This is a genomic window from Ruegeria sp. CDSA221, assembly GCF_059611825.1.
The window spans coordinates 1-24,000 of sequence record NZ_JBXWPK010000006.1; the positions used below are offsets into that span (position 1 = coordinate 1).

Genomic DNA, 24,000 nt, shown 5'->3' on the forward strand with positions numbered 1-24,000 from the left:
TGATGCCGATCGGGTTGTGATCGTGGATGAGCACGGACACGTGGCCGACGGCGATCAGTTGATGGCGTTGTTAGCGACCTCTTGGGCCAAGGCAGACCGCTTGCGCGGCGGCGCCTTGGTCGCGACAGTCATGTCCAACCTTGGTCTCGAACGCCATCTCGGTTCGCAAGGGCTCAGGCTTGAAAGAACGGCCGTAGGCGACCGCTATGTAGTCGAGCGGATGCGTGAAGGAGATTTCAACCTGGGTGGTGAACAATCTGGCCACATCGTCATGAGCGATTATGCCACCACAGGCGATGGCCTCATGGCGGGCCTGCATTTCCTGGCTGAAATGGTACATTCCGGGCGCAACGCATCCGAACTGTCGGTTCAGTTCGAAACAGTACCGCAACTGTTGAAGAACGTGCGCTATGGCGAGGGGCAGGCCCCGCTGGAAACAGCTGGTGTGAAAGCCGCAATCTCGGATGCCGAAGAGCGTCTGAAAGGAAAAGGCCGATTACTGATCCGTAAATCCGGCACTGAACCTCTGATCCGCGTCATGGCGGAGTGTGAAGATGATCAGCTGTTGGCCCAAGTCGTTGACAGTATCGTTGCTGAGGTCGCGGCGGTTGCAGGCTAGCGACCGGCCAGCATTCTGCGCAGGCTGAACCACTGGCTGATCGCTAGCCCGGTCAGGATCATCGCCAGAGCAACGTAAAACCGTATCGGCAATGCCTCGGACAGAATCCACGCGCCAAATACCATCGACCATATCGGAACTTGGTAGTTGACCAGCGTCAGAAAAACAGACCCGGCGCTGCGAATAATCGAGACGCGCAACAACGTGGCAAAGGCGGTCGGAACAAGGCCCAATGCGATTATGGCGAGGCTAGGCCGTGCGCCATGCCAATTTGGCACCCCTTCGGTTACCAGCATGATGGGCAACAAGATCGCCGCGCCGACCAGCAAAGTGAGCGCAGCCAGAACAACCGGATCGACCGGGGGGCATCTGCGCGTGAATATAGAAGCGCAGGAATAGCACAGTGCAGCACCAATACAGGCCAGCTGTGCCAGTGGTTCCGCACCTTGACCAAGCTGTGCAAGGCCAGGGCCAATCAGCACCAGCGCGCCTGCAAATCCAAGTGATACGCCAACAAAACGCCGCGCGTTGAGGGGCTCATCCGAAAAGAAATGTGCCAGTGGCAACACCATCAACGGGATGGCCGCCATCGACAGGCCCGCAAAGGCGGACGGAACATATTGCTGGCCCCAGCTGAGAAGCAAAAAAGGTAGGGCCGTCGACAGAATGCCGATCACGATGATTGAGGGCCAAAGGCCCCGCGTGGTTGTTGGCAATTTGCGACCCGTCGCCCCCATCAGCAGTATAAGGGTGAGCGCGCCCAGAGTAGTGCGCGCTGTTGCTACTGTGACGGGCCCGTACCCTTCGAGCGCGATGGCCACGACCATAAATGTGCCGCCCCAGATGAAGCCAAGTACAGCGACCATAAGCCAGTTTTTGTTGGTGATTTCAGAGGGTTCGCTCATGGTATTGCCTGCTTCGTCACAATTAGCTGCGAGTGTGGTATTGTAGGGGTATTGGAAAAAGAATTTGGAGACAAATTATGGACTACAAAGAAGTGAATGCTGTTTGCCAGCCCGGAGACGATGTGGCTTCACGAGATTGGTATGTTTGGAACAACAAGATGCCTCCGGGGCCCGCTAGGTTGATTGTGACGGGCATTGTCACGGTTGGTAATCCAGGGGTTGAGCCCATGTTGGTTATCGCCAATCCGCAGGGGATCAATCCCAGCCATTTGCTGCTCAACATCTTCCTCTGTCAGAAGCCCGGGAAATGGCCCTCGGTGGTTGTCGACAAGCCGGTGCAGTTCGAGCAGCATTCCAACCCGATGTATACCCATGTGGATATTGTTGGCGGGCCGTCGATAGAAATTTTTGACGCCCATTAAATGAATGACGCCGCCCCGGGGGGGCGGCGTCACGATAGGATCAGTTCTTTTCCTGATCGACCAGTTTTCCGGCCGAAATCCAGGGCATCATGTCCCGCAGCTTTTTGCCGACCACTTCGATCTGGTGCTCGTCATTGGAACGGCGCGATGCTTTGATGGTGGGTTGACCCACAGCATTTTCCAGCATGAAGTCGCGTACGAACTTGCCGCTCTGGATGTCCGACAGGCTCTCTTTCATTGCCTTCTTGGTCTGCTCATAAGGCAGGATGCGCGGGCCAGTGACGTACTGACCGTATTCAGCAGTGTTCGAGATCGAGTAATCCATGTTGGCGATTCCGCCTTCATAGATCAGGTCCACGATCAGCTTGGTTTCGTGCAGACACTCGAAATAGGCCATTTCGGGTGCATAACCAGCCTCGACCAGAGTTTCAAAGCCGCAGCGGATCAGCTCGACGATACCGCCACACAGAACCGCCTGTTCACCGAATAGGTCGGTTTCGCATTCTTCGCGGAAGTTGGTCTCGATGATGCCCGAACGGCCGCCACCGATGGCCGAGCAATAGGACAGACCGATTTCCAGCGCTTTGCCGGTTGCGTCAGTGTCAACGGCCACAAGGCAGGGAACGCCGCCACCTTTGGTGTATTCACCACGGACGGTGTGGCCGGGGCCTTTGGGGGCCATCATGATGACGTCTACGCCTGCTTTCGGTTCGATCAGGCCAAAGTGAACATTCAGGCCGTGGGCGAACGCAATCGCAGCACCCGGCTTGATGTTGTCATGCACGTATTTCTTGTAAGTTTCGGCCTGCAATTCATCGGGCATGGTGAACATGATGACATCACACCAGGCTGCCGCTTCTGCAATGCCCATGACCGCCAGGCCTTCGGCTTCGGCTTTCCTAGCCGAAGGCGAGCCTTCGCGCAGGGCAACGACCAGATTCTTCGCGCCCGAGTCGCGCAGGTTCAGCGCGTGTGCATGACCCTGGCTGCCATAACCCAGGATGGCCACTTTTTTGTCTTTGATCAGGTTGATGTCGCAATCGCGATCGTAATAGACGCGCATGATGCTGGTCCTTTCTGTTTCGATTGCTGTGGGTTTTAAGGCGATTTTCCAAGGATAGCGATACTGTTACCCTTGAATTATCAAGGATAACTCGAGTATCTATTCTTGAAGTACAGAAATAAAGAAAAAATCATGCTTGATGATGTTGACCGCAGGCTTCTGCGTCATTTCCAGGCCGACCCGACGCTGACAACCGCTGAGTTGGCCGAGCTTTGTCGCATCAGCACAAGTGTCTGCTGGCGGCGTATCGAAAAAATGCAAGAGGCCGGGATTATTCAAGCCCAAGAGGCGATCATTGACTGGGCCGCATTGGGATATGCAGTCGAGGTTTCATTGCGGGTGACGCTGGATAAGACCCAACCGCGTGCATTCGACGAGTTCATGGGTGTCGCGCGCGAGGTTCCCGAGGTGATCGAGATTCAGACCTTTTTGGGCCGTGTGGATGTGCGCTTATCTGTGCTTGCCAAGGATATGGCACATTACCAGCAGCTGTATCGTGACCGTATCCTGACTTTGCCACATATCGCAGATATCGAGGCATTGATGCATATCGCGCGGGTAAAAAGCGATGAGGTGCTGCCGCTATGACCGAATTGGATGAGCTCGACCGCAAAATTCTGCGCGCTCTGATCCAGGATGCAACGCAAAGCGCAGGTGCCTTGGGGCGTAAATTCGGCCTGTCTCAGCCCGCGATGTGGCGCCGTATCCGGAGGCTTGAAACGACGGGGATCATAAAGGGGCGCCACCTGCGTTTGAATGCAGAAGCGTTGGGGTTTGGGGTGACAGTTTTTCTGGGGGTCAAGTTAGCGCGGAAAGGTCAGGTCAGCCTTGAAGATTTCGAACGCGCCGTCAGTGCGATCCCCGAGGTTCAAACCGTTGAACATGTGTTGGGCCTCTATGATTACCGTTTGCGCGTCGTGGCACGGGATCTCTCGGACTTTGAACGTGTTCTGCGCCGCCGGATAATGACTTTGCCCGGGGCCGGAGATGTCGAAGCCAATGTATTACTGAGCGAAGAGAGGCTACCCGGGCCTATCGGCTAGGCCCGTTTCAGTACCTGGTACGGATGTAATATCCGGGATGATGTGTCATGCGCGCAAAGGTAATAGGCTGCCCGTCTTTCCATGTCGTGCGCTCTAATTGGATCATGGACGTCCCCGAGGTTGTCCCCATGAATTCAGCCAGCCGTCCATCTGCCGAAATCGCGCAAAAGGCGACTTCAGCATCGGTGAAGGGGGCGGCGTGCAACAGCCACTCATGCGGGCCTTTGGAGTCGAGGTCAGCATGTTCCACTTCTGGAACTGCGTCGATATTGATCCAGCGCTCTTCCAGTTGAAACGGCCGGTTGTCTGCATAGTGCATGCAGACAATATGCAAAACACGCGCTTCTTGCGAGACGCTTAACTGAGAGGCAAGCCATCCGGGGCTGGAGACGATATTACGCTCGACCAGCGCATAACGATAGGTGGAGTTCTGCCCCTCGACATCCAGTCGGGTCAGGGAAAACTCCAGTTTTGCGTGTTTGCTGGGTTCTTTTTTGACCCGCGTTCCGCTTTTACGTTTTCTTTCAACGAAGCCCTGATCTGCCAGTTCCCGCAAAGCACGATTTACCGTGGCACGGGCACAATTAAATTCTTCTGCCAACTGGGTTTCTGTCGGCAGCACCGACCCCTGTGGCCAAACTCTGGTTTCTATTCGTCGTTTTACTTCGTCACGTACAAACTGAAAACTGATCCGCTTATGCGCAGTCACGAGTGAAAATACCTTTCTTCTCCAAAGTGTATGTATCTGGTCAGAAACACGTAGGGGTGTAAAGGGTTGCTGACACTGTTTGGCGTCATTAGTTGTCGATAGGGCCTTTGAGGCGTTAAAATTTTCTTAGGAAACCGGGTTCCGTTGGGTCAATTTTCAGTAATAACTGAGAGGCAGTGAGCGAAGTTGCGAACACCCGCTCGTTTCGTGGAATTTGAAAGGAATACCAATGCCCCCGCTTTTGGACAAAATTGACCCCAATGGGTTAGAGGAGTTTTCGGTCGTCTTCACCGATCGCTCGCTTAATCACATGTCGGTTCAGTTTCAGCATGTGATGCGCGACATCTCTGAGATGCTGAAAGGCGTTTACAACGCTGACGGTGTGGCCGTTATCCCGGGCGGTGGTACCTATGCAATGGAAGCAGTCGCGCGCCAGTTTGCCCGCAATGCCAATGTTCTGGTGGTCAGGAATGGCTGGTTTTCCTATCGGTGGAGCCAGATCATCGAGTCCGGTGGGTTGACGGCGTCGGCAACAGTTCTGAAGGCGCGCCAGACCGGCAACTCGGCAACGTCCCCATTTGCGCCTGCTCCGATCGAGGAAGTCATCGAAACGATCCGCGATGGGCGCCCGGATGTTGTCTTTGCGCCGCATGTCGAAACGGCGGCCGGGGTCCTTCTGCCCGACGACTATATTTCGGCGATGGCAGCCGCAGCCCACGAGGTTGGGGCGCTGATGGTTCTGGATTGCATCGCTTCGGGCTGCGCATGGGTGGACATGAAGGCGACGGGTGTGGATGTCCTGATCTCGGCCCCTCAGAAAGGGTGGAGCGCATCGCCTTGCGCGGGTCTTGTCATGCTGTCCGAACAGGCTGAGGCAAGGCTGGAGGAGACGACTTCGGACAGTTTTGCCGTCGACCTGAAGAAATGGCGTCAGATCATGCAAGCCTATGAAAATGGCGGTCACGCCTATCACGCCACGATGCCAACAGATGCGCTGAAAGCCTTCCGCGACACGATGGCTGAGACTCGAGACTATGGCTTTGACAAACTGCGTGACGCCCAGTGGGCATTGGGGGAGGGTGTACGGGCAATGCTGAAGGAGAAGGGCATTGTTTCTGTCGCTGCCGATGGGTTTGGTGCGCCGGGTGTGGTGGTCAGCTATACCTCGGATCCCAATATCCAGAGCGGCAGCAAATTCGCCGCCTTGGGCATGCAGATCGCTGCTGGTGTACCCTTGCAATGTGATGAGCCAGACGGGTTCAGCACCTTCCGTCTGGGCCTGTTCGGTCTGGACAAGCTGTACGATGTTGACGGCACAATCGCGCGTCTAAAGCGCGTGCTGGACCAGGTTTTGTGACAATCGGGCGTTAGCGGACGCCGAGGCCCATCTGCATCAGCGTCTTGCGCACGGTCGGCAGCGAATACAGCGCGTTCAACCCCATTGCACGTATGTCCCGTAAAGGCCGCGCTTCGATCATCGAGGCGCGGTTCAGCAGGTCGATACCTTTGACCCGGGCCTCGATCTCGGTGTGACGCGCTTTGTGATAGGCATCCAACATCCGCGCGTCACCCAGGCCCTCGGGACGGGCCTGTGCCAAATCCAGCAGGCATCGCAGATCACCCAAGGACATGTTCAGCCCCTGCGCACCGATGGGGGGCACGACATGGGCGGCTTCGGCCATCAGGGCCACGCGTTCGCCCGAAAGGCGCTCTGCCGATTGGCTGATGATCGGCCAGATTGTTCGGCGTGAAGCCAGTTTCAACGGACCGAACAACCCGCAGGACCGTTCGGTCATCAGCGCTTCAAAGCTTTCCGGATCGGTGTTCAACAGCTCTACCGCGCGCGGGCCACGCTCCATCCAAACAATCGCGGACGAGGGCTGACTCTGCCAGTCGGGCAGGGGAACGAGCGTGAACGGGCCGCCGGACCTGTGAATCTCGGTCGAGACGTTCTGATGCGGGATCGAGTGTGTAACCGCGAAGGCCAACGCCTTTTGCCCATAGCGCGTGGTGTGCACGTTGATCCCGGCGGCCTCTCGCATGGGCGAGTTGCGACCATCTGCGGCGATCACCAGTTTACAGCGGATGCGCGTCCCGTCGCTCAGGCCAACGCGGGCTTCGGCTGTACGGGTGAACAAGCTGACCGTGCCCGTTCCGGGGCGAAATTCGACATTGGGCAGTTCAGCGAGACGGGCCACCATTTCGCGCCGCAAGAGCCAGTTTGGCAGGTTCCAACCAAAGGGCTGGTCCGAGATATCCGCGGCATTGAAGTCGCGCACCACGCGCGGCTCGGGCACATCTCCGCCTGCATCCACAATCCGCATGATCTGAAGAGGGGCGGCATGCGCGTCGAGTTTTTCCCACAGCCCGCATTGTTCCAAAAGACCGTGGGCTGGTTGCAAAAACGCGGTGGTCCGTAAATCCGATCCGTCCACGTCCCGCTGGGTCACAGGTGGGGTAGGATCAACACAGACCACATTGAATCCAGCCGCGCCAAGGGCCGCCGCTGCGGTCAAACCGGCAATTCCGCCGCCGGAAATCAGGATGTCACACTGGTCGTTCATGGCGCCCTCTTTGGTTCTGACCCGACCCTAGAGCGGTTCGACTTCCCGCGCCAAGTGACATCCTGTCTCGCAGGTCAGCCGCGCGAGATCAGGATGAGGATCAGGAATATCACGGGCACCATCACGACGGCGGGGATATACAAGCCCGGCAAGCCAAACAGCATCACTGAACAGCCCCACATGCTGAAGATGGCGGCAGCGGTGTAATACCAGTCGTCCCCATCTGCATCGGCCGCATCGCGCGCCATCCAGCCAAACAGAGGAACAGCAAATAGCAGGCGCTGCCAGATGGGTAAGCGCGGGGGCATTTCGATTGCGGACATCTGGGTCTCCGTTCTGTTCGTCGCAGTTGGGATATAGGGGCGGCACCCGGGTCGCAGTACGTGCAGATCGTCGCAGTGTGACAGCCTATCGCAGGCGGGCCAGAAAGGCGGTCAGGTCGTCTGTATGGTGGTGGATGTGATCGGCCATGTGCGGTTCGGGCGCGACATGAACCGTGCGCATCCCCATCTCATGCGGGGCCGCCAGATTGCGCGGATCGTCTTCGAACATGGCCGCTTTTTCTGCTTTGATTCCGTCTTGCGCAAAGATGGCCTGGAATGCGGCCTTTTCGGGTTTAGGACGGTATCCCGCATGCTCAACCCCATAGATGGCATCGAACAAACCGCTGAGGCCACGCGCCGCAAGGACGCGTTCGGCATAGGGCGCGCTGCCATTGGTATAGACAATGCGGCGCCCGGGCAGAGCACGAATATGTGCCGCCAGATCCACGTCCGGGTCCATATGGCTCATATCCACCTGATGCACGGCATGCAGGTAAGGGTCGGGATCCAGATCATGTTCGGCCATCAGCCCGGCCAGCGTGGTGCCATATTCGCGCCAGTAATGGGATCGCAGCCGGTCGGCCTCGGCCCGGTCGACGCCGATGGCCTGGACCACATAATCCGTCATCAGCACCTCGATCTGATCGAACAGGCGCATATGCGGCGGGTACAGGGTGTTGTCAAGATCGAACACCCATTGGGAGACATGGCTGAAGGCAGGTTTGACCATGCCTGCCGTTTAAGCCGCGCGGCGCAGGTTTTCAATGCAGTACTTGATTGTGCGCACTGCAGACGGATAGACATGTCCGAACGAGGAGAAAAACAAAAGATGCCCCAATCCAAGCAGTCCAACAGCGACGCCTACAGCCTTATTCTCGAAGCGATTGATGTGGGCATCTACAAGCCCGGTGACAGGCTGGTCGAAAGCGAGCTGGCCGAAAGGTTCGGTGTTTCGCGCACGCCAATCCGCGAGGCATTGCAGCGGTTAGAGACCCAATCCTTGCTTGAACGCGACGGGCGTTCGCTGATTGTGGCCTCATTGGACCACAATCAGATGGCAGAGCTATATGTCGTTCGCCGTGAACTTGAAGGTCTCGCTGCAAGTTTGGCCGCCAAGCACGCGACCGAGGAAGAGATCAAGGTGCTGCAGGAAATGGTTGCCGAAGATGATGCGCTGGTGGACAATCCAAACGCCCTGTCTCGGGCGAACCGGCGGTTTCACGAACAGATCCATCTGGCCTCGCACAACCGCTATTTGGTGCAACAGCTGAACCTTGTGCACCGTACAATGGCCTTGATGGCAACGACATCGCTTGCGGTTTCCGGGCGCGGTGAGATCGCGCAAAGTGAACACAAAGGCATCGTCGAGGCTATTGCCGCCCGTGACGAGCAAGCCGCGGAACGTGCGTTGAAAGAGCATATCTCGGTCGCTTTCATGACGCGTCTCAAGCAGGATGCGGTTCGTCGCGAAAGCTGACGGTCACATGTCGAAGGCTTCTTCACTAGCTTGACCGTGTTGGGTTTTGTCCCAGAAGAACGGGTTGATAGCCAATTCCCAAAGGGCTTTGTAAGCTGCCAGCACACCCAAGGGGAAATACAACGGCATTGTCGGCACCCACGGCATCAGAAACCGTCTTTCACGGGCAGAGACAGCCAGTATCCCGATGGTCACATTCGTGATCTCTGCAAATACGAATAGAGCTATCAGTATGGTCATGACCTTGCCCGGAATGACGGGATCCAGCGGGCTGGCCAATCCGAATGTGGTAAGCCAGAACAGCCACAAAACCGGGGCCAGCAGGAATTGTCCGACGGTGCCCAGAAAAAACGCCTGAAGCCCAAGGAAGCGCAGCACACCCAGCTCTTTCAGCAGATGGATCGGCGCGCGCATGTGGACAAGATATGTGACCATAAAGCCCTTGAGCCATCGTGAACGCTGTTTGACCCAAGGCCAGGCCCGAAAGTTTGCTTCTTCGAAAGTGGCGGTATCAACCATCTCGGTCCGATAACCCGCGCGGCTGAGGCGGACGCCCAGATCCGCGTCTTCGGTCACATTATGGGCATCCCAACCGCCCAGTTCCAACAGCTTTTCGCGACGAAAGAAAAAGGTTGTACCACCAAGTGGAACCACCAGTCCCAACCGGGCAATGCCAGGCAGAATGACCCGAAACCAACTGTTATACTCGATGGTAAAGCAGCGAGACCGCCAGTTGGTGCGCGGGTTGTAATAATCCAGAACGCCTTGCAAGCAGACGACGTCTTCACTGGCTTGGGTGAAATGTCCGACGATGCGTTCGATTTGATCGGGAAGAGGGGCGTCCTCGGCATCCCAAACGCCTAGAATGTCACCACGGCAGAAATCCAGCGCATAGTTCATCGCGCGCGGTTTTGTCGTCAGCCCGCTTAGTGCCGGTACTTCGATCGTGCGGATCCAACAGGGCAGCTCGATTTTGGCCAGGGTTGCACGGGTTACCATATCCGTTTCTTCCAAAACCAGAATGACGTCCAAAAGAGCTTTGGGATATGTCAGACGTCGCAATCGGCGGATCAGAGCGCCAGCAATCTCTCGCTCTTCGTACAAAGGGACCATAATGGAAACGCGAGGCAGTCGAAGAGGAAGCGTGGTGGCGGTCTGACTGTGGCGTTTTCCTTTGTAACACAGAAACGAGAGCAATCCCGCCAGTCGCAATGTCAGGAATAATACAAGCGACGTTACGGCCAAAACGACCAGAGCCAGCAGCCCCGGAATGGGTTGCGCCAGGAACAGTGTGGCGAGGCCAAGCACTATGGCAATCGGCCCAATACGCGAGTGCCGAGTCCAGGATCGGCAACTCTGAGCTATTGCCACACGGGTTTCAGCCTTTTCAGCAAGGCTTTCCGAGAAAATGCTGGCGATTGCATCGTCGATCCGGTCCGCATCGGCAAGCACGGGTATGATCGTTTGCTTTTCCTTTGCCAACTGCTTGCGAACTGCGTCGAATTGATCGGGATTGGCGGTAGCGACCAGCAGAATGGGACCGATGCGCATCCAGGGAATGATGTTGTGATCCAGCCAAAAGCTGGCGGGGCGGGTTTTGCAAAGGTCCGGATTTGGTGGATGCAGATCCAGGTCCGCGATCTGCAATCCTGTTTGTTCAGACAGCGCCGTCAGAACCTCGGACCGATCTACCCAGCCTTCGCCGACCAGGATTTCGCCCAGTGCAACATTTTGTCTGGATTGCAGGTGCAGGGCTTTTTGCAACTGATGGTTCGAAAGTAGCCCGCGGTCGATCAGGCAAGCCCCCAAAGGCTTGCGCACCGTTGCAGAAATCGGCGCGGCCGATGCGAAATGCTGCAGGTTCAGTTCAACCATTCAATCAACCCAGACATGGTAATCTGCGTCAGGGTGGAGCGATTAAGGTTAATAGGCCGTTAAGACTGTATGATTATGCCTGTGCCTTCCGGGCGGCCATCGCATGCGAGAACCGCTCGAACAGGTAGAAGCTGTCTTGTGGGCCCGGAGATGCCTCTGGGTGGTACTGTACCGAATAGACCGGTCGATCCGTCATGCGAATTCCGCAGTTTGAACCATCAAACAACGAACGATGAGTCTCAACGACACCGTCGGGAAGGGTTTGAGCGTCTACCGCAAACCCATGGTTCATAGACGTTATTTCCACCTTCCCAGTCTCGAGATCTTTTACCGGGTGGTTCGCCCCGTGGTGGCCGTGATTCATCTTGACAGTCTGACCGCCAAGGGCCAGCGCAAGCATCTGATGACCAAGGCAAATCCCGAATACGGGTAGGTCGGTGGTGTCCAATACCTCTTTGATCATCGGTACTGCGTATTCACCCGTAGCCGCTGGATCACCGGGGCCATTGGACAGGAATACGCCGTCGGGACTATGGGCCAGAACCTCAGCCGCGGTGGCCGTTGCGGGCAGCACAGTGACATCGCACCCGGTCGAGGCAAGGCATCTCAGGATATTGCGCTTTGCCCCGAAATCCAGTGCCACAACCTTATGTACTGGGGCCTCTTGCCGTTTATAGCCATCTGGCCAGGCCCAACGCATCTCATCCCAGCGATAGCTTTGCGCACAAGTCACTTCCTTGGCCAAATCCATACCTTCAAGCCCGGCAAAGCCACGCGCAGCCGAAACCAGAGCTTCGATGTCAAAATTGCCCTCAGGATCATGGGCCAATGCCACATGAGGTGCGCCTTGCTGGCGAATTGCGCGGGTCAACCGGCGGGTATCGACACCGCCAATGGCAATACGCCCACGCTGGGCAAGCCATGATTTCAGCTCTTCTGCAGACCGCCAGCTGGACGGTTCGGTTGGGTCCCATTTGACGACCATTCCGGCCGCGACAGGATCACCGGTTTCGTCATCCTCGGGGTTCACGCCAACATTTCCGATATGAGGGAAAGTGAAGGTCACGATCTGCCCGGCATAAGAAGGATCGGTCATGATCTCTTGATAGCCAGTCATTGCGGTGTTGAAACACAGCTCGGCCACGGTCTGGCCTGTGGCGCCGAAACCGACCCCGTAGAACAGTGTTCCATCGGCCAAAGCCAGACATGCGGTGGGCTTGGACGGGGCGTTCTGGGCCATAGCGCGACTCTCCTGCAGGGTAAATCGGCGCATACCTAAGGGGGTTATGCGCTTGGGTCAAGTGTGTTCAATTTTTGGGCTATTGAGCAATATCAATGACTTAGATGTTGAGGCCCCCGGTTGTATCACGCTTTTTGTTTCGATATGGTCGAGGTTCCTTTTGTCATGGGGATGGACAAACTAAATGGATATGCGATCACGGGTGAATTCCGCCCTGAAGCAAGCAATGAAAGACAAGAACGCCGAGCGTCTGTCGACCCTACGTCTGATCAATGCAGCAATCAAGGACCGGGATATCGCGTCTCGTGCTGCGGTCAACGAGGAAGCCAAGGGTTGCGGTGATGCCGAAGTTCTTGAAATTCTAGGGAAAATGTCCAAGCAGCGTAAGGAAAGTGCGCGTGCTTACGAAGAGGGTGGACGCCTCGATCTGGCGGAGCGTGAACTGCGCGAGATAGAAGTCATAGAAGAATTCCTGCCCGAGCAACTGGACGACGATGAGGTGACGAAAGCCATCCAATCAGCGATTACGGCCACTGGTGCCGGGTCGATCCGGGATATGGGCAAGGTCATGGGCGAGCTCAAGACACGCTATACTGGCCAGATGGACTTTGGGAAAGTTGGGCCCATGGTCAAAGATCAGCTTTGTGCGGCTGCCAGCGGCTGACTGCCGTGACATGCTGAAAGTTTACTGCGCGACTGGTTCGCGCAGTTTTTCTTTGAGGTCATCGTAAAGCGCAATCCGCTCTTCCTCGGACAGGAATGCGCCGATTTCGACTTCGCGACCTTCACCCTTGAGGGTGACGTAGTTCGGAACCGGGCCGCCGCTCTGATGGATCTCGGGGCGGGCCCAATAGCGATTACAGGCCCATTCCTGCTGCCCCTGTCGCGGGTCATGATGTATCAGATGCGCCTGTGTCCCGGTCAGAGTCAGGACTTCGAATATGCTACGGGCCCGATAGTTTGACCGGAGCGCCAGCCAAAGGCCAATAACTGTTAGCAGCAGGAAGGGCAGCAACCCCCAAAGCAAGGCCGAGCCAAGCACGGCCAAAAGTGGGATCAGCCCGAACAGAAAGACCCCAAACACAACTCGCACCGCCCAATGACGCGGCAGTGAGTTATGCGGCCACAGGCGCAATTCAAGTTCTGAAGTGGTGGTTTGATTCCATCTGTAGGGCATGGTCGGAAGATAGCTCAAAGAGTGTCCGAGTCGACGCTGAAAATTCAGATGACGTGCCCGACGCGGGCCCACGAAAGGGCATCGTCCAGCCGATCATCCCCCCAAAAGACTTCGTTCCCCACAACCAGGCTTGGGGCGCCAAAAATGCCCAGCTTAATTGCGCGTAGTGTTTCCGCCTCAAGTGCGGCGACAATGTCGGGGCTGCGCGCGCGGGACAGGATCAGTCGGGGATCTTGCTGACTGCGGTGTAGCGCTTCGGACAGGGCGGTTTCGCTACCGGCCTCTACACCTTCTTCGAACCAGATCCGATATAGAATTTGCGTAAAGTTCTTGCCCCAGCCTTCTTCCATTCCCAACAGCGCTACTTGATTTGCCAAGGCAAGGTCAGAAATGGGGTAGGGCGCAGGAAGCTGGGCGTGCATATGGTACTTAGCCGCCCGACGCTCAATGTCGCGCCACATATAGGCGGATTTGACGGGTTTCCCTGCAAAGGGGATGTTCTTCTGCTGCGACATCACTGTGCGTACATTGAACGGCCGCCATGTGACGGACGCATCGTGTTCAGAACACCAATCGTCCAGACGCATGATCGTCAGAAAGCTGTAGGTGCTTCCGATAGAGTACCAGAAATCAAGATCGGGCATATGAACCCTCGGGGTTGCCGATTGTTTTGCCTTTACCAGAGTACCCTATTTTGACCGATCTGGCGAATTTCCGGTGGCACGCCACTTAGAAATGAAAAACCCCGCCAACTTGGCGGGGTTTTCTGTTGGTTCAGAGGGATCAGTGCGCGTGGCCCTTGTCCCAGTCTTCTTGCTTGGGCAGCTGCTCGAACGTGTGTTCGGGCGGCGGCGAGGGCAGGGTCCATTCCAGCGTATCCGCGTATTCGTTCCACGGGTTGTTCCGGGTCTCACGTGCGCCACGGAACAAGGCGTAGAACACGATACCAAAGAACAGCAGGAACGAGGCGAAGGATACAAAGGCGCCAATCGACGAGACATAGTTCCACTGCGCGAACGCTTCAGGATAATCGATGTAGCGACGTGGCATGCCCTGACGACCCAGGAAGTGCTGCGGGAAGAAGGTCAAGTTGGCGCCGATGAAGAACAGCCAGAAGTGAACCTTGCCCCAGAACTCTGAATACTGACGGCCTGTCATCTTGGAGAAGTAGAAGTAGATCCCAGCAAAGATCGCAAACACTGCGCCCAGCGACATCACATAGTGGAAGTGTGCAACCACATAATATGTGTCGTGATAGGCGCGGTCGATACCAGCCTGCGACAGAACCACACCGGTCACACCGCCAACGGTGAACAGGAACAGGAAGCCGAAGGCAAACAGCATCGGTGTCTTGAACTCGATCGAGCCGCCCCACATGGTGGCAATCCACGAGAAGACTTTAACGCCGGTGGGAACCGCGATGACCATCGTTGCCAGCATGAAGTAGGCTTGCTGTTGGACCGACATGCCGACTGTGTACATGTGGTGTGCCCACACGACAAAGCCCAGTACACCGATCGCAATAAGTGCCCAAACCATCGGCAGGTAACCGAAGACTGGCTTGCGCGAGAAGGTCGCGATGATGTGGCTGATAAGGCCAAATCCAGGTAGGATCACGATGTACACTTCTGGGTGGCCAAAGAACCACAGGATGTGCTGATACAGGATCGGATCACCACCACCGGCCGGATCAAAGAAGGTGAAACCAAAGTTGCGGTCCATTAGCAACATGGTGATCGCACCTGCCAAAACCGGCAGCGACAGAAGAATCAGCCACGAAGTGATGAAGATCGACCAGCTGAACAGCGGCACCTTGAACAGGGTCATGCCCGGGGCACGCATGTTCAGGAAGGTGGTGATCATGTTGATCGCGCCGAGGATCGAGGAGGCGCCCGATACGTGCACGGCAAAGATCGCAAGGTCCATGGACATGCCGCCCTCGCTCGTCGACAGCGGCGGGTACAAAACCCAGCCGACGCCCGAACCAAGCTGGTCGTTACCACCGGGGCTCAGCAGCGAGGCCACGCCCAGCGAAGTACCGGCGACATAGAGCCAGAAGGACAAGTTGTTCATTCGCGGGAACGCCATGTCCGGCGCGCCAATCTGCAACGGCATGAAATAGTTGCCAAATCCGCCGAATAGGGCAGGGATGACCACGAAGAACATCATCAGAACACCGTGGTAGGTGATCATCACGTTCCACAGATGCCCGTTCGGAGTGCAGAGCTCGGCACCGCTGCCGAACAAGCGGAACCCTTCCATGCACATGTGCTGTACCCCGGGCTCCATCAATTCGATCCGCATGATAACAGTCATCAGAACCGAGATTAGACCGGCCAGGGCCGAGACGATCAGGTACAGAATCCCGATGTCCTTGTGGTTGGTCGACATGAACCAGCGGGTAAAGAACCCGCGCTGGTCTTCATGGTCGTGACCATGAATGGCTGCGTCTGCCATTAGGTGCCTCCTGTTGCAACTACACCGCGCTGTCGGACCTCTCCAACGCGCGGGATTCCTGCTGGTTTTAGATTGCGTGGGGGCGACCTTCAATGGTCGAGTTTGATCTGGATCAAGATTAATTGTCGCGGGTGCCGGTTGCAGGGCTTCGAAAAAGAGCACAACTTTCGGCAAATGGAGGAGACCGGATGGTTCTGAACTACGTGACGACCGAAAAGGCTCAGGCGGCCACCGGGCTACGCATGATCGTTGTCGGAGGTGTGCCAAGCCCTTGGAGCGAAGCCGCAAAGGGTATTTTTCACGTTAAGCGTCTGCCTTGGCTGCCAGTTTATCTTGACCATCAGGACCGGGCGCAGACCATCTGGGCGCAAACGGACAGCGCACCGGTTGTGTTCTGGAAAGATGAAGTACCGCTTTCCGAAACGGCCGATATTGTCGCCTTGGCACAACGAATCGCGCCTGAACCAGATTTGTTGCCAGCATCAATGGCGCCCGACATTCTCGCCTTCATTGACTTACTTGCGGCCCCAAATGGATTGGGTTGGCAAAGGCGGCTTCAGCAAATCCATGCTGGTATGCGAGGCCAAGAAGGTGGGTTCCATCCCAAGATTGCCGACTATCTTGGCAAGAAATACGGCTATGATACAGAAGCAGGTGAAATGGCTGCCGATCGCGCTGATGGGATATTGAAACGCGTCAGTAGCAAGCTCACAGAAAGTGGTGATTTTCTGTTTGGCAACACGCTCACTGCAGCAGATATTTATTGCGCTGCCTTCATGGCTTTGTTCGCACCGTTGCCGGAAGAGTTGTGTGCTATGCGGCTGAGTACCCGAAAGGTTTTCGAGCATATACCCGATCCTGTAAGGGATACTCTTTCGGCAGGTTTGCTGTTGCATCGGGACAGGGTATACCGCGATTTTCTGGAAACACCTTTGTCGCTCTGATCGCATGTGCATTGCGTCTTGACCGCCAAGGTGCGGCACCGCACAAACACCTCATGAAAAACGTCCAAACGGAGGCCGAGTATGTCTGCCTATGATCCCGATAACATTTTCGCCAAGATCCTGCGTGGTGAAATCCCTGCAAACCGGGTCTATGAAGACGACGACACACTGGCCTTCATGGACATCATGCCGCGCACGGACGGGCATATGCTGGTGATCCCGAAAACGCCTTGTCGCAACGTGCTGGATGCCAGCCCAGAACAGCTTGCTTCTGTGATCTCAACGGTTCAGAAGATGGCGCAGGCGGTGAAAGCGGCGTTTGGTGCGGATGGTGTCACCATCCAACAGTTCAACGAGGCTGCAGGTGGGCAAGAAGTGTTTCATCTGCATTTCCACGTTCTGCCGCGGCACGAAGGCGTTTCGATGCGACCACCGGGCAATATGGGTGATTTTGACCTGATCGCTAAAAACGCCGGTAAAATCAAAGACGCGCTGGCCTGATCACCCGCTACAGGATCAGTGCGATCCAAGGCATTTGCTATGGTCGCCAAACGCGTTCAGCACTTCACATACATGGTCGTGGGTGCCGTCACAGGCGGCTGTGATGCGTTCCAGTTCGGCCTCAAGGCTGCGCAGCAATGTTATCCGGTTGCGCAGTTCAGTCAGCTGACGATCCGCGATTTCATGAACATGGTCCAGATCCGCCCCCTGCGCCCCTTCCAAAGAAAGCAACGCCTCGACATCCGGCAAAGGCAGGCCCAGATCACGCGAGTGGCGGATAAATTGGAGGCGTTTCAGAGCAGTCTCGTCATATCTGCGCTGATTGCCCGCCGTCCGATACGGTTTGGCCAACAAGCCTTTTTCCTCATAGAAACGGATCGTGGGCACCTTGACCCCGGTTTGCCGCGACAAATCTCCGATTGAGTACATTTTGTGCTTTTTGCCTCTTGAACCTCTAGTGACTAGAGGAATTACATAAGATGGCAGTTCAAAACAAGGATCTGATCAGCCATGTCACATAACCACACCCACTCTCACATTGATCCGAATGCCGGTGACCGGAGGGTGGTCGGAGCGATCGGCGTCAATCTGGTATTGACGCTTGCACAAATAGTGGGGGGCATTTTGTCTGGCTCACTGGCCTTGATCGCAGATGCCTTGCACAATTTTTCAGATGCCATCGCGCTGATCATCGCGTTTTTCGCTCGTAAGATTGCGCGACGCCCGGCAGATCCAAGGATGAGCTTTGGTTATGGCCGGGCAGAGGTTGTGGCCGCTCTTGTTAACTACACCACTCTTGTCGTTCTTGCCGTTTATCTGATGTACGAAGGTGTCATGCGGTTTATCGAGCCCGAACCGGTTAATGGCTGGATCGTCGTCTGGATCGCAGCGCTGGCCCTGATCGTCGATCTGATCACGGCTGCCCTGACCTATTCGATGGCAAAGGACAGTATGAATATCAGGGCGGCCTTTCTGCACAATGTGGCAGATGCATTGGGCTCGTTGGCAGTGATCGTCGCCGGAACCTTGGTCATCGTGTTCAACTGGACATGGGTGGATCCTGCCGTAACTATTCTGATCTCGGTCTACATCCTTTGGCATGTGAAATCTGAAATTGGCGAAACCATTCACGTCTTGATGTTGGGTGCACCATCCGACCTTGACCCAGAAGAGGTCGCTTCGATGATCGAGGCCACCGAGGGCGTTGTTTCGGTCCATCACGTTCATCTGTGGAGTATGCAGGAGCATGAACCTGCCCTGACTGCACATGTGGTTGCGACCAGCCACGCAGACGAAGATGCCAGGTGGCTTTCCACAACCATCAAGAATGCGCTGCAGGATCAGTTCGGGATCGGCCATGCAACGCTTGAAATTGAAAGTGGGGAAGAGGTTTGTGGCCATCCGGCCCGGTTTGGACATGACAAACACGAGCACTAAAAAAGAAATTGCCGTTCCGATTTGGGGTCGGAACGGCAGACTCGTAACCAAAACACTTACCTGTTTTCCCAGAGTATACCTGCGATCACCGGCTTAACACACCACTCACTCTAGAACGGTAAATCCATACTAGGCGTTAATGGGACCCAAGTATTCATATTTGTGAAATTTAACTAGATTCCGTCGGAAACCAGACGGACCAATCGGGAATTGTTTCCAAATTTTGAAACAGAGCGGATCTGACGGCAGGATTGTAGTCGGTGCCGGGCTGTTTTTCGATTCGTGATCCGAGTTAATCCGCCCCCGAGGGTCCAAAAACCTCAGCGAAGGTTTTTCTAAGCGCGTTGTCCACATCATCCATCGCGACCGGAAGACCCAGATCGACCAGAGAAGTCACGCCATGGTTCGAGATGCCGCAGGGTACGATCCCAGAGAAATGGCTCAAATCCGGTTCGACATTGATCGAGATGCCGTGAAAGCTGACCCATTTACGCAATCGCAGGCCGATCGCCGCGACTTTGTCCTCGGCTTTTTCGCCTGCTGGCGTCAGCGGCTTGTCATCCCGTTGCACCCAGACACCAACACGGCCGTCGCGGATTTGCCCGGTCACGTTGAACTCGTCCAAAGCTGCGATCACCCAATTCTCAAGCTGCTTTACAAACTTGCGCAGATCCCTGCCGCGTTTGTTCAGGTCCAGCATGACATAAGCAACGCGCTGCCCCGGACCATGATAGGTGTATTCACCACCGCGTTTTGACGTATAGACTGGAAATCTGTCCGGGTCTTTCAGGTCTTCGACCTTGGCTGAAGTGCCCGCTGTGTACAGGGCAGGGTGCTCAAGTAGCCAGATACACTCATCCGCCTCACCCGCCGCGATATCGGCCACGCGCGCCTCCATAAAGGCGATGGCCTCATCATAGTCGGTCAATCCGTCAGTAATCTTCCATTCCATGTCGGCTCCTTAGCGGCTGGATGCATGGATGGAAAGACCTAGGCCGCTTCGGTCAAACAGCGCTGCAGGACCTGCGCATAGGTGTCCGCCCCCTGCGCTCCGGTCAGCAGATACTTTCCGCCAAACACCATTGAGGGCACGCCGGAAATGCCACGGCTGGTCCAGTATTGCTGCTTCTCTCGAACCGGCGCGGCATGAGCACCCGATTCAAGCACCCTGCGCGCAGCATTCCGATCCAGACCGGCAGTTTCCGCGGCCTCAAGCAGAACTTTAATATTCGAAACGTCCATTTGCTTGGTGAAATAGGCCTCGAACAAGACCAGCTTCAGTGGATGCTGGCGACCCTGAGCCTCGGCCCAGTCAAGAAGCTGATGCGCGGCAAAGGTGTTTATGATGCGGCTGTCGTCGTCAAAGGCGAAGGTAAAGCCCAGGTCAGTCCCGATTTGCGTCAATCGATCCCGCATCATCTGGCTTTGTTCCGTCGAGGAGCCGTATTTCTCGGCGATATGCTCGCGCAGGTTCTGACCTTCGGGCGCCATGTTTGGGTTCAATTCGAACGGATGCCAGCGCAGCTTTGCCAGAATATTTTGCTGTTTTAGCGCCTGATCCAACTGCCGATATCCAACAATGCACCAGGGGCAAACCACATCCGAGACTATGTCGATCTGAACGATGGGGCGAGGGTCGGGCGAGGTCATGGCAGGGCTCCTGACGAGGTCATTTGAACGACAACCTGCTAAAGATAAGTACGCGGAAAGGGAATTCAAACCACCGTGATTTTTGCCTCTTCACATCTTGATCATCAGCGTCTATACGCCCCCTACCAAGTCACTTGCAGTGCGGTCGTGGCGGAATTGGTAGACGCGCAGCGTTGAGGTCGCTGTGGGGTAACACCCGTGGAAGTTCGAGTCTTCTCGACCGCACCAAGTGATTGGATTTCATTCTTTTTAGGCCGAAATTCGCGACGCCTTCGGTGCGTTCAGTCGACGTGTCAAAGCCAGCCGCCCGCTGTTAAGCAAGGTAAAGGCGCTGGCAGTCAGGATTCTGACTAGGTGTCAGGTTTCTTAGGTGTCCGGCGTTGCGTTACCGGGCAGGGACCTGCAGCTCAATACGGCGGAAGATCAGTGTGATAATGCCTGCAATGATCAGATAGATCAGTGCCAACAGCAGCAGCGGCTCATAGACAACAAAGGTGTCCGCCCGAATTCTTGACGACACAGCGTAGATCTCAACCACTGTTATCGTCGCCACCAGCGGGGTTGCTTTCAGCTGTAGGATCGTCTCACCGCCTAGTGTCGGCAGCACGCTGCGAATGGCCTGAGGCAGCCAGATCCTGCGGAACATGGTAAACCGAGGCATGCCAAAGGATTGCGCCGCTTCGAGTTGACCCTTCTTAACGCTGGCAAAGGCACCGCGCATGATTTCGCCCTCGTAGCCTGCGTACGACAAGGTCAGGGCCAGAACCGCATAGGGCCAAGCCTGTCGCAGATAGGGCCACAGCTCGCTGCCGCGTATCCATGGAATCTGAGGGAAAAGCGATCCAAGCCCATAGTATAGCAGCCAGATCTGCAAAAGGATGGGCGTGCCACGAATGATCGTGCAGAACACCCGCGCCGGTGCCGACAGATACCAGGGCCCAATCGCCTGAGCGAGGCCCAGCGGAACAGCCAGCAAGAACCCAAGCACACAGGTGACGGCCAACAGCCAGATGGTTCTCCACAGACCTTCAAGTGCCAGGGGCGCATAGGTTGGAATCCAATCCCAGCGCAGTGAGATGGCGCACCAGATAACGAAAGCAGCAAAAAGTGCCATCAGCACGATCCGATGCGGCTGCATGAGTGCTCGCCAGTCCATTATCGGCTTCCTCCCTTCAACGAAGGCTGCCCACGACGGGCCCATTTCTCGATACGCGCGAACACGACACCGGAACAAAGCGTGACGATCAAGTACAAGGCACCTGCAGCAAGGAAGAAGGTGAAATAGGCGCGCGTACTGGCAGCAGCCTGACGGGTTTCCAGCGTCAATTCGCTAAATCCGACAATGGCCAGAAGGGCTGTATCTTTGGTTGCAATCAGCCACAGATTGGCCAATCCAGGCGTGGCAAAAGACATCATCGCGGGAATTGTCACCCGCCGCATGAGCAAAAGAGAGGGCATGCCATAGGCACGGGCGGCTTCGATCTGACCAGTAGGAACCGCTTGAATCGCCCCCCTGAGGACCTCGGTCGCATAGGCGCCCTGAACAATGCCCAAAACCCATATACCGGCGACAACGCCGCTGATTTCGACTCGGCCATATCCCATTGCCTGCGATGCCTGGTTGATCAGGTCTGTACCGACGTAATACAGGATAAGGATTAGCACCAGCTCAGGCACGGCGCGCATCACTGTCGTATATATGCCGAGCAGGTCACGTGTGACCGGCCCGCCATATAGTTTTCCATAGGCCCCGAAAAGCCCGATGATCAACCCGAACCCGAACGCTCCAAAAGCGATCTGCAACGAGTTAGCGAGGCCACGCAGAAGGTTGCCGCCCCATCCCGGAGGACTAAGGGCAAGCAACTCCATGCTTTGGGCCAAACCCAGGCTTTCGAGGATAGCTTCCACGGCGAACCTTACTCGCTATAGATGCTGGCTGTGAAATAGCGCGAGGTGATTTCGTCATGCGTGCCGTCGGCAAGAATTGCCGCGATACCCGCATTCAGCTTTTCACGCAGCGCGTCATCGCCCTTGCGGACACCCGCGCCGACGCCGCGACCTAGGATCGAGACGTCATTTTCGACCGCGCCTTTGATTTCACAGCAGGCACCGGTGTCAGATGAGACGAAATCCGCCATGGCGATGCTGTCGGCCTGGGTCGCGTCGATACGGCCGGCGAACAGATCCTGGTTGGCTTCGTCCTGAGTCTGATACACCCGGATTTCTGCGGCATCTTTGAAATGCTCATTGGCATAGGCCTGATGGATCGTGGACGCCTGAATGCCGATGATCTTACCGGCCAGAGATTCTGGTGTCGGTTCAATGTCCATCGACTTGTCGGCGACGATAACGGCCGGAGTGTTGTAGTAAGGATCGCTGAAATCGATCGTTTTCATGCGCTCTTCGGTGATCGACATCGACGCCATCAGGGCATCAATCTGCTGACCGGTCAGTGATGGGATGATACCGTCCCACGCAACCGGAGTGATCACACACTCAAGCTCGGCGGCGGCACAGACCGCATCAATAACCTCGATCTCCCAACCGACCCATTTGCCAGAGGCATCCAGCGATGCGAACGGCGGATAAGGCTCGGCTGCGATCCCGATCTTGACTTCATCTGCGCCAGCCGTTCCAGCCGAAAGCACAGCAGCAGCCAAAGCGGCCACGATTAGCTTTTTGTTTTTCATTGATATTCTCCCTGTTTGATATTTTGTTTGTTCAGCCGACTGATTTTAGGAATTGTTGCAGCCTTGCGGATTTTGGATTGTCGAAAAGTTCGTCGGGTGGCCCCTGTTCCTCGATCTTTCCTTCGAAAAGATACACAACATGGGTCGCAACCTCGCGCGCAAACTTCATCTCATGCGTGACCAGCAACATGGTTCGGCCCTCGGCCGCCAGATCGCGAATTACGGTCAGTACTTCACCAACAAGTTCTGGATCTAACGCGCTGGTTGGCTCGTCAAACAACATTACGCTGGGATCAACGGCAAGAGCACGCGCAATCGCAGCGCGCTGTTGCTGACCGCCTGACAGAAAGGAAGGGAATGTATCCGCCTTGTCGCCAAGCCCAACGCGCTCCAGCAGCTGGTGCGCGCGTTTGATCGCCTCGTCCCGCGGCACTTTCAGCACGTGAACGGGCACCTCGATGACATTTTCCAGCAACGTGCGGTGGGTCCAAAGGTTGAAGGCCTGAAACACCATTGCCAGTCGGGTGCGGATGCGTTCCAGCTGACGCCGGTCCTTAGGCGTGCCATCCGGGCGCATCTCAATCGGCTCGCCGTTTACGACGATTTCTCCGGAACTGGGCGTTTCAAGGAAATTGATACAGCGAAGGAACGTGGATTTCCCCGAACCACTGCCTCCGATGATGGCGACGACATCACCCTGATGGGCAGTAAGTGAAACGCCTTTGAGAACTTCGAGCGAGCCAAAAGACTTGTGCAAGTCAGTGACCCGAATGGCTTCATCCGGCGTGGTTTCTGGGTCAGCGTTCATTTTGCAGTTTCATCCCTCTCAACCGTTTTTTTACTTGCAGCTTTAGCAAATCCCTACAATTATGCAACTGTATAATTATAATTTTTGGAAAGATAG

General features: G+C 56.0%; 28 protein-coding genes and 1 tRNA gene. 11 read left to right on the forward strand and 18 right to left on the reverse strand.

What is annotated here, in order from left to right; genetic code table 11:
- The coding region (locus AC2FJ5_RS10945) for a phosphohexomutase domain-containing protein (protein ID WP_496793364.1) at positions 1–619 on the forward strand (619 nt) is incomplete at its 5' end.
- Here the strand turns inward: AC2FJ5_RS10945 and AC2FJ5_RS10950 are convergent.
- The gene (locus AC2FJ5_RS10950) at positions 616–1,524 is read right to left on the reverse strand and encodes a DMT family transporter (protein ID WP_496690750.1); all 909 of its coding nucleotides are present in this window, start codon (positions 1,522–1,524) and stop codon (positions 616–618) included. The genes AC2FJ5_RS10945 and AC2FJ5_RS10950 overlap by 4 nt on opposite strands.
- 77 nt (positions 1,525–1,601) lie before the next feature.
- Between AC2FJ5_RS10950 and AC2FJ5_RS10955 the strand changes: the two genes are divergently transcribed.
- Positions 1,602–1,946 (forward strand): hypothetical protein, encoded by a 345-nt coding sequence (locus AC2FJ5_RS10955; RefSeq protein ID WP_496793365.1) that lies wholly within the window; start codon positions 1,602–1,604, stop codon positions 1,944–1,946.
- Between the two features lie 40 nt (positions 1,947–1,986).
- On the opposite strand, the gene ilvC is transcribed toward AC2FJ5_RS10955, so the two are convergent.
- Positions 1,987–3,009 carry a ketol-acid reductoisomerase gene (ilvC, locus tag AC2FJ5_RS10960; protein WP_496793366.1) on the reverse strand — a complete coding sequence of 341 codons (1,023 nt, stop codon included), beginning with the start codon at positions 3,007–3,009 and terminating at the stop codon, positions 1,987–1,989.
- 132 nt (positions 3,010–3,141) lie between these two features.
- Here ilvC and AC2FJ5_RS10965 point away from each other — a divergent pair, with 132 nt between their 5' ends.
- Together AC2FJ5_RS10965 and AC2FJ5_RS10970 are read left to right on the forward strand one after the other, a co-directional pair.
- Positions 3,142–3,597: an Lrp/AsnC family transcriptional regulator gene (locus tag AC2FJ5_RS10965; protein WP_271946422.1), complete on the forward strand. Its 456-nt coding sequence runs from the start codon at positions 3,142–3,144 to the stop codon at positions 3,595–3,597.
- On the forward strand, positions 3,594–4,052 hold the full coding sequence (locus AC2FJ5_RS10970) for an Lrp/AsnC family transcriptional regulator (RefSeq protein WP_496700067.1): 459 nt from the start codon (positions 3,594–3,596) through the stop codon (positions 4,050–4,052). The genes AC2FJ5_RS10965 and AC2FJ5_RS10970 overlap by 4 nt, the downstream gene beginning before the upstream one ends.
- Before the next feature lie 7 nt (positions 4,053–4,059).
- On the opposite strand, the gene hutC is transcribed toward AC2FJ5_RS10970, so the two are convergent.
- A complete protein-coding gene (hutC, locus tag AC2FJ5_RS10975; protein ID WP_496793367.1) occupies positions 4,060–4,761 on the reverse strand; it encodes a histidine utilization transcriptional repressor HutC in 702 nt (233 codons plus the stop codon).
- A 229-nt stretch (positions 4,762–4,990) separates the two neighbouring features.
- On the opposite strand from hutC, the gene AC2FJ5_RS10980 reads away from it, so the two are divergent.
- Positions 4,991–6,118: an aminotransferase class V-fold PLP-dependent enzyme gene (locus AC2FJ5_RS10980; RefSeq protein ID WP_496793368.1), complete on the forward strand. Its 1,128-nt coding sequence runs from the start codon at positions 4,991–4,993 to the stop codon at positions 6,116–6,118.
- A 10-nt stretch (positions 6,119–6,128) separates the two neighbouring features.
- Here the strand turns inward: AC2FJ5_RS10980 and AC2FJ5_RS10985 are convergent, their stop codons facing one another.
- The 3 genes from AC2FJ5_RS10985 to AC2FJ5_RS10995 form a co-directional block, all read right to left on the reverse strand.
- Positions 6,129–7,325: a UbiH/UbiF family hydroxylase gene (locus AC2FJ5_RS10985; RefSeq protein ID WP_496793369.1), complete on the reverse strand. Its 1,197-nt coding sequence runs from the start codon at positions 7,323–7,325 to the stop codon at positions 6,129–6,131.
- Between the two features lie 74 nt (positions 7,326–7,399).
- Positions 7,400–7,648 (reverse strand): hypothetical protein, encoded by a 249-nt coding sequence (locus AC2FJ5_RS10990; protein WP_496793370.1) that lies wholly within the window; start codon positions 7,646–7,648, stop codon positions 7,400–7,402.
- 85 nt (positions 7,649–7,733) lie between these two features.
- Positions 7,734–8,378 carry a pyrimidine 5'-nucleotidase gene (locus AC2FJ5_RS10995; RefSeq protein WP_142634490.1) on the reverse strand — a complete coding sequence of 215 codons (645 nt, stop codon included), beginning with the start codon at positions 8,376–8,378 and terminating at the stop codon, positions 7,734–7,736.
- A 99-nt stretch (positions 8,379–8,477) separates the two neighbouring features.
- Here AC2FJ5_RS10995 and AC2FJ5_RS11000 point away from each other — a divergent pair, with 99 nt between their 5' ends.
- On the forward strand, positions 8,478–9,125 hold the full coding sequence (locus AC2FJ5_RS11000; RefSeq protein WP_142634488.1) for a GntR family transcriptional regulator: 648 nt from the start codon (positions 8,478–8,480) through the stop codon (positions 9,123–9,125).
- A 3-nt stretch (positions 9,126–9,128) separates the two neighbouring features.
- Here AC2FJ5_RS11000 and AC2FJ5_RS11005 read toward each other — a convergent pair whose 3' ends face one another.
- Together AC2FJ5_RS11005 and carA are read right to left on the reverse strand one after the other, a co-directional pair.
- Positions 9,129–11,000, reverse strand: a complete 1,872-nt coding sequence (locus AC2FJ5_RS11005; protein WP_496793371.1) for a glycosyltransferase — start codon at positions 10,998–11,000, stop codon at positions 9,129–9,131.
- Between the two features lie 73 nt (positions 11,001–11,073).
- The gene (gene carA / locus AC2FJ5_RS11010) at positions 11,074–12,240 is read right to left on the reverse strand and encodes a glutamine-hydrolyzing carbamoyl-phosphate synthase small subunit (RefSeq protein ID WP_496695060.1); all 1,167 of its coding nucleotides are present in this window, start codon (positions 12,238–12,240) and stop codon (positions 11,074–11,076) included.
- A 184-nt stretch (positions 12,241–12,424) separates the two neighbouring features.
- Between carA and AC2FJ5_RS11015 the strand changes: the two genes are divergently transcribed.
- Positions 12,425–12,904 carry a GatB/YqeY domain-containing protein gene (locus AC2FJ5_RS11015; protein ID WP_142634482.1) on the forward strand — a complete coding sequence of 160 codons (480 nt, stop codon included), beginning with the start codon at positions 12,425–12,427 and terminating at the stop codon, positions 12,902–12,904.
- 21 nt (positions 12,905–12,925) lie between these two features.
- Here AC2FJ5_RS11015 and AC2FJ5_RS11020 read toward each other — a convergent pair whose 3' ends face one another.
- From AC2FJ5_RS11020 to ctaD, 3 genes are all read right to left on the reverse strand, one after another.
- On the reverse strand, positions 12,926–13,417 hold the full coding sequence (locus AC2FJ5_RS11020; RefSeq protein ID WP_496793373.1) for a DUF2244 domain-containing protein: 492 nt from the start codon (positions 13,415–13,417) through the stop codon (positions 12,926–12,928).
- Between the two features lie 44 nt (positions 13,418–13,461).
- Complete coding sequence (locus AC2FJ5_RS11025; RefSeq protein WP_142634478.1) at positions 13,462–14,061, reverse strand: 2-hydroxychromene-2-carboxylate isomerase; 600 nt, start codon at positions 14,059–14,061, stop codon at positions 13,462–13,464.
- 139 nt (positions 14,062–14,200) lie between these two features.
- The gene (gene ctaD, locus AC2FJ5_RS11030; RefSeq protein ID WP_142634476.1) at positions 14,201–15,874 is read right to left on the reverse strand and encodes a cytochrome c oxidase subunit I; all 1,674 of its coding nucleotides are present in this window, start codon (positions 15,872–15,874) and stop codon (positions 14,201–14,203) included.
- Positions 15,875–16,062: 188 nt separating this feature from the next.
- Between ctaD and AC2FJ5_RS11035 the strand changes: the two genes are divergently transcribed.
- Together AC2FJ5_RS11035 and AC2FJ5_RS11040 are read left to right on the forward strand one after the other, a co-directional pair.
- Entirely contained in the window at positions 16,063–16,818 is a 756-nt protein-coding gene (locus tag AC2FJ5_RS11035) for a glutathione S-transferase family protein (RefSeq protein ID WP_496793374.1), read from the forward strand.
- An 81-nt stretch (positions 16,819–16,899) separates the two neighbouring features.
- A complete protein-coding gene (locus AC2FJ5_RS11040) occupies positions 16,900–17,319 on the forward strand; it encodes an HIT family protein (RefSeq protein WP_496793375.1) in 420 nt (139 codons plus the stop codon).
- A gap of 15 nt (positions 17,320–17,334) precedes the next feature.
- Here the strand turns inward: AC2FJ5_RS11040 and AC2FJ5_RS11045 are convergent, their stop codons facing one another.
- A complete protein-coding gene (locus AC2FJ5_RS11045) occupies positions 17,335–17,748 on the reverse strand; it encodes a MerR family transcriptional regulator (protein WP_281972282.1) in 414 nt (137 codons plus the stop codon).
- Positions 17,749–17,829: 81 nt separating this feature from the next.
- Here AC2FJ5_RS11045 and AC2FJ5_RS11050 point away from each other — a divergent pair, with 81 nt between their 5' ends.
- On the forward strand, positions 17,830–18,756 hold the full coding sequence (locus AC2FJ5_RS11050; RefSeq protein ID WP_496793377.1) for a cation diffusion facilitator family transporter: 927 nt from the start codon (positions 17,830–17,832) through the stop codon (positions 18,754–18,756).
- Between the two features lie 292 nt (positions 18,757–19,048).
- Here the strand turns inward: AC2FJ5_RS11050 and lipB are convergent, their stop codons facing one another.
- Positions 19,049–19,708, reverse strand: a complete 660-nt coding sequence (gene lipB / locus AC2FJ5_RS11055; protein ID WP_496793378.1) for a lipoyl(octanoyl) transferase LipB — start codon at positions 19,706–19,708, stop codon at positions 19,049–19,051.
- A gap of 38 nt (positions 19,709–19,746) precedes the next feature.
- Complete coding sequence (locus AC2FJ5_RS11060; protein ID WP_496793379.1) at positions 19,747–20,406, reverse strand: DsbA family oxidoreductase; 660 nt, start codon at positions 20,404–20,406, stop codon at positions 19,747–19,749.
- Between the two features lie 141 nt (positions 20,407–20,547).
- Here AC2FJ5_RS11060 and AC2FJ5_RS11065 point away from each other — a divergent pair.
- A tRNA-Leu gene (locus AC2FJ5_RS11065) sits at positions 20,548–20,634 on the forward strand.
- Positions 20,635–20,791: 157 nt separating this feature from the next.
- On the opposite strand, the gene AC2FJ5_RS11070 is transcribed toward AC2FJ5_RS11065, so the two are convergent.
- The 4 genes from AC2FJ5_RS11070 to AC2FJ5_RS11085 are packed head-to-tail and all read right to left on the reverse strand — an operon-like array spanning position 20,792 to position 23,904.
- A complete protein-coding gene (locus AC2FJ5_RS11070; RefSeq protein WP_496793380.1) occupies positions 20,792–21,562 on the reverse strand; it encodes an ABC transporter permease in 771 nt (256 codons plus the stop codon).
- Complete coding sequence (locus tag AC2FJ5_RS11075) at positions 21,562–22,275, reverse strand: ABC transporter permease (protein WP_496696079.1); 714 nt, start codon at positions 22,273–22,275, stop codon at positions 21,562–21,564. Before AC2FJ5_RS11075 ends, AC2FJ5_RS11070 begins: the two co-directional genes overlap by 1 nt.
- A gap of 47 nt (positions 22,276–22,322) precedes the next feature.
- Positions 22,323–23,096, reverse strand: a complete 774-nt coding sequence (locus AC2FJ5_RS11080) for a transporter substrate-binding domain-containing protein (RefSeq protein WP_142634460.1) — start codon at positions 23,094–23,096, stop codon at positions 22,323–22,325.
- Positions 23,097–23,127: 31 nt separating this feature from the next.
- Positions 23,128–23,904: an ABC transporter ATP-binding protein gene (locus AC2FJ5_RS11085; protein WP_142634458.1), complete on the reverse strand. Its 777-nt coding sequence runs from the start codon at positions 23,902–23,904 to the stop codon at positions 23,128–23,130.
- Positions 23,905–24,000 lie beyond the last annotated feature (96 nt).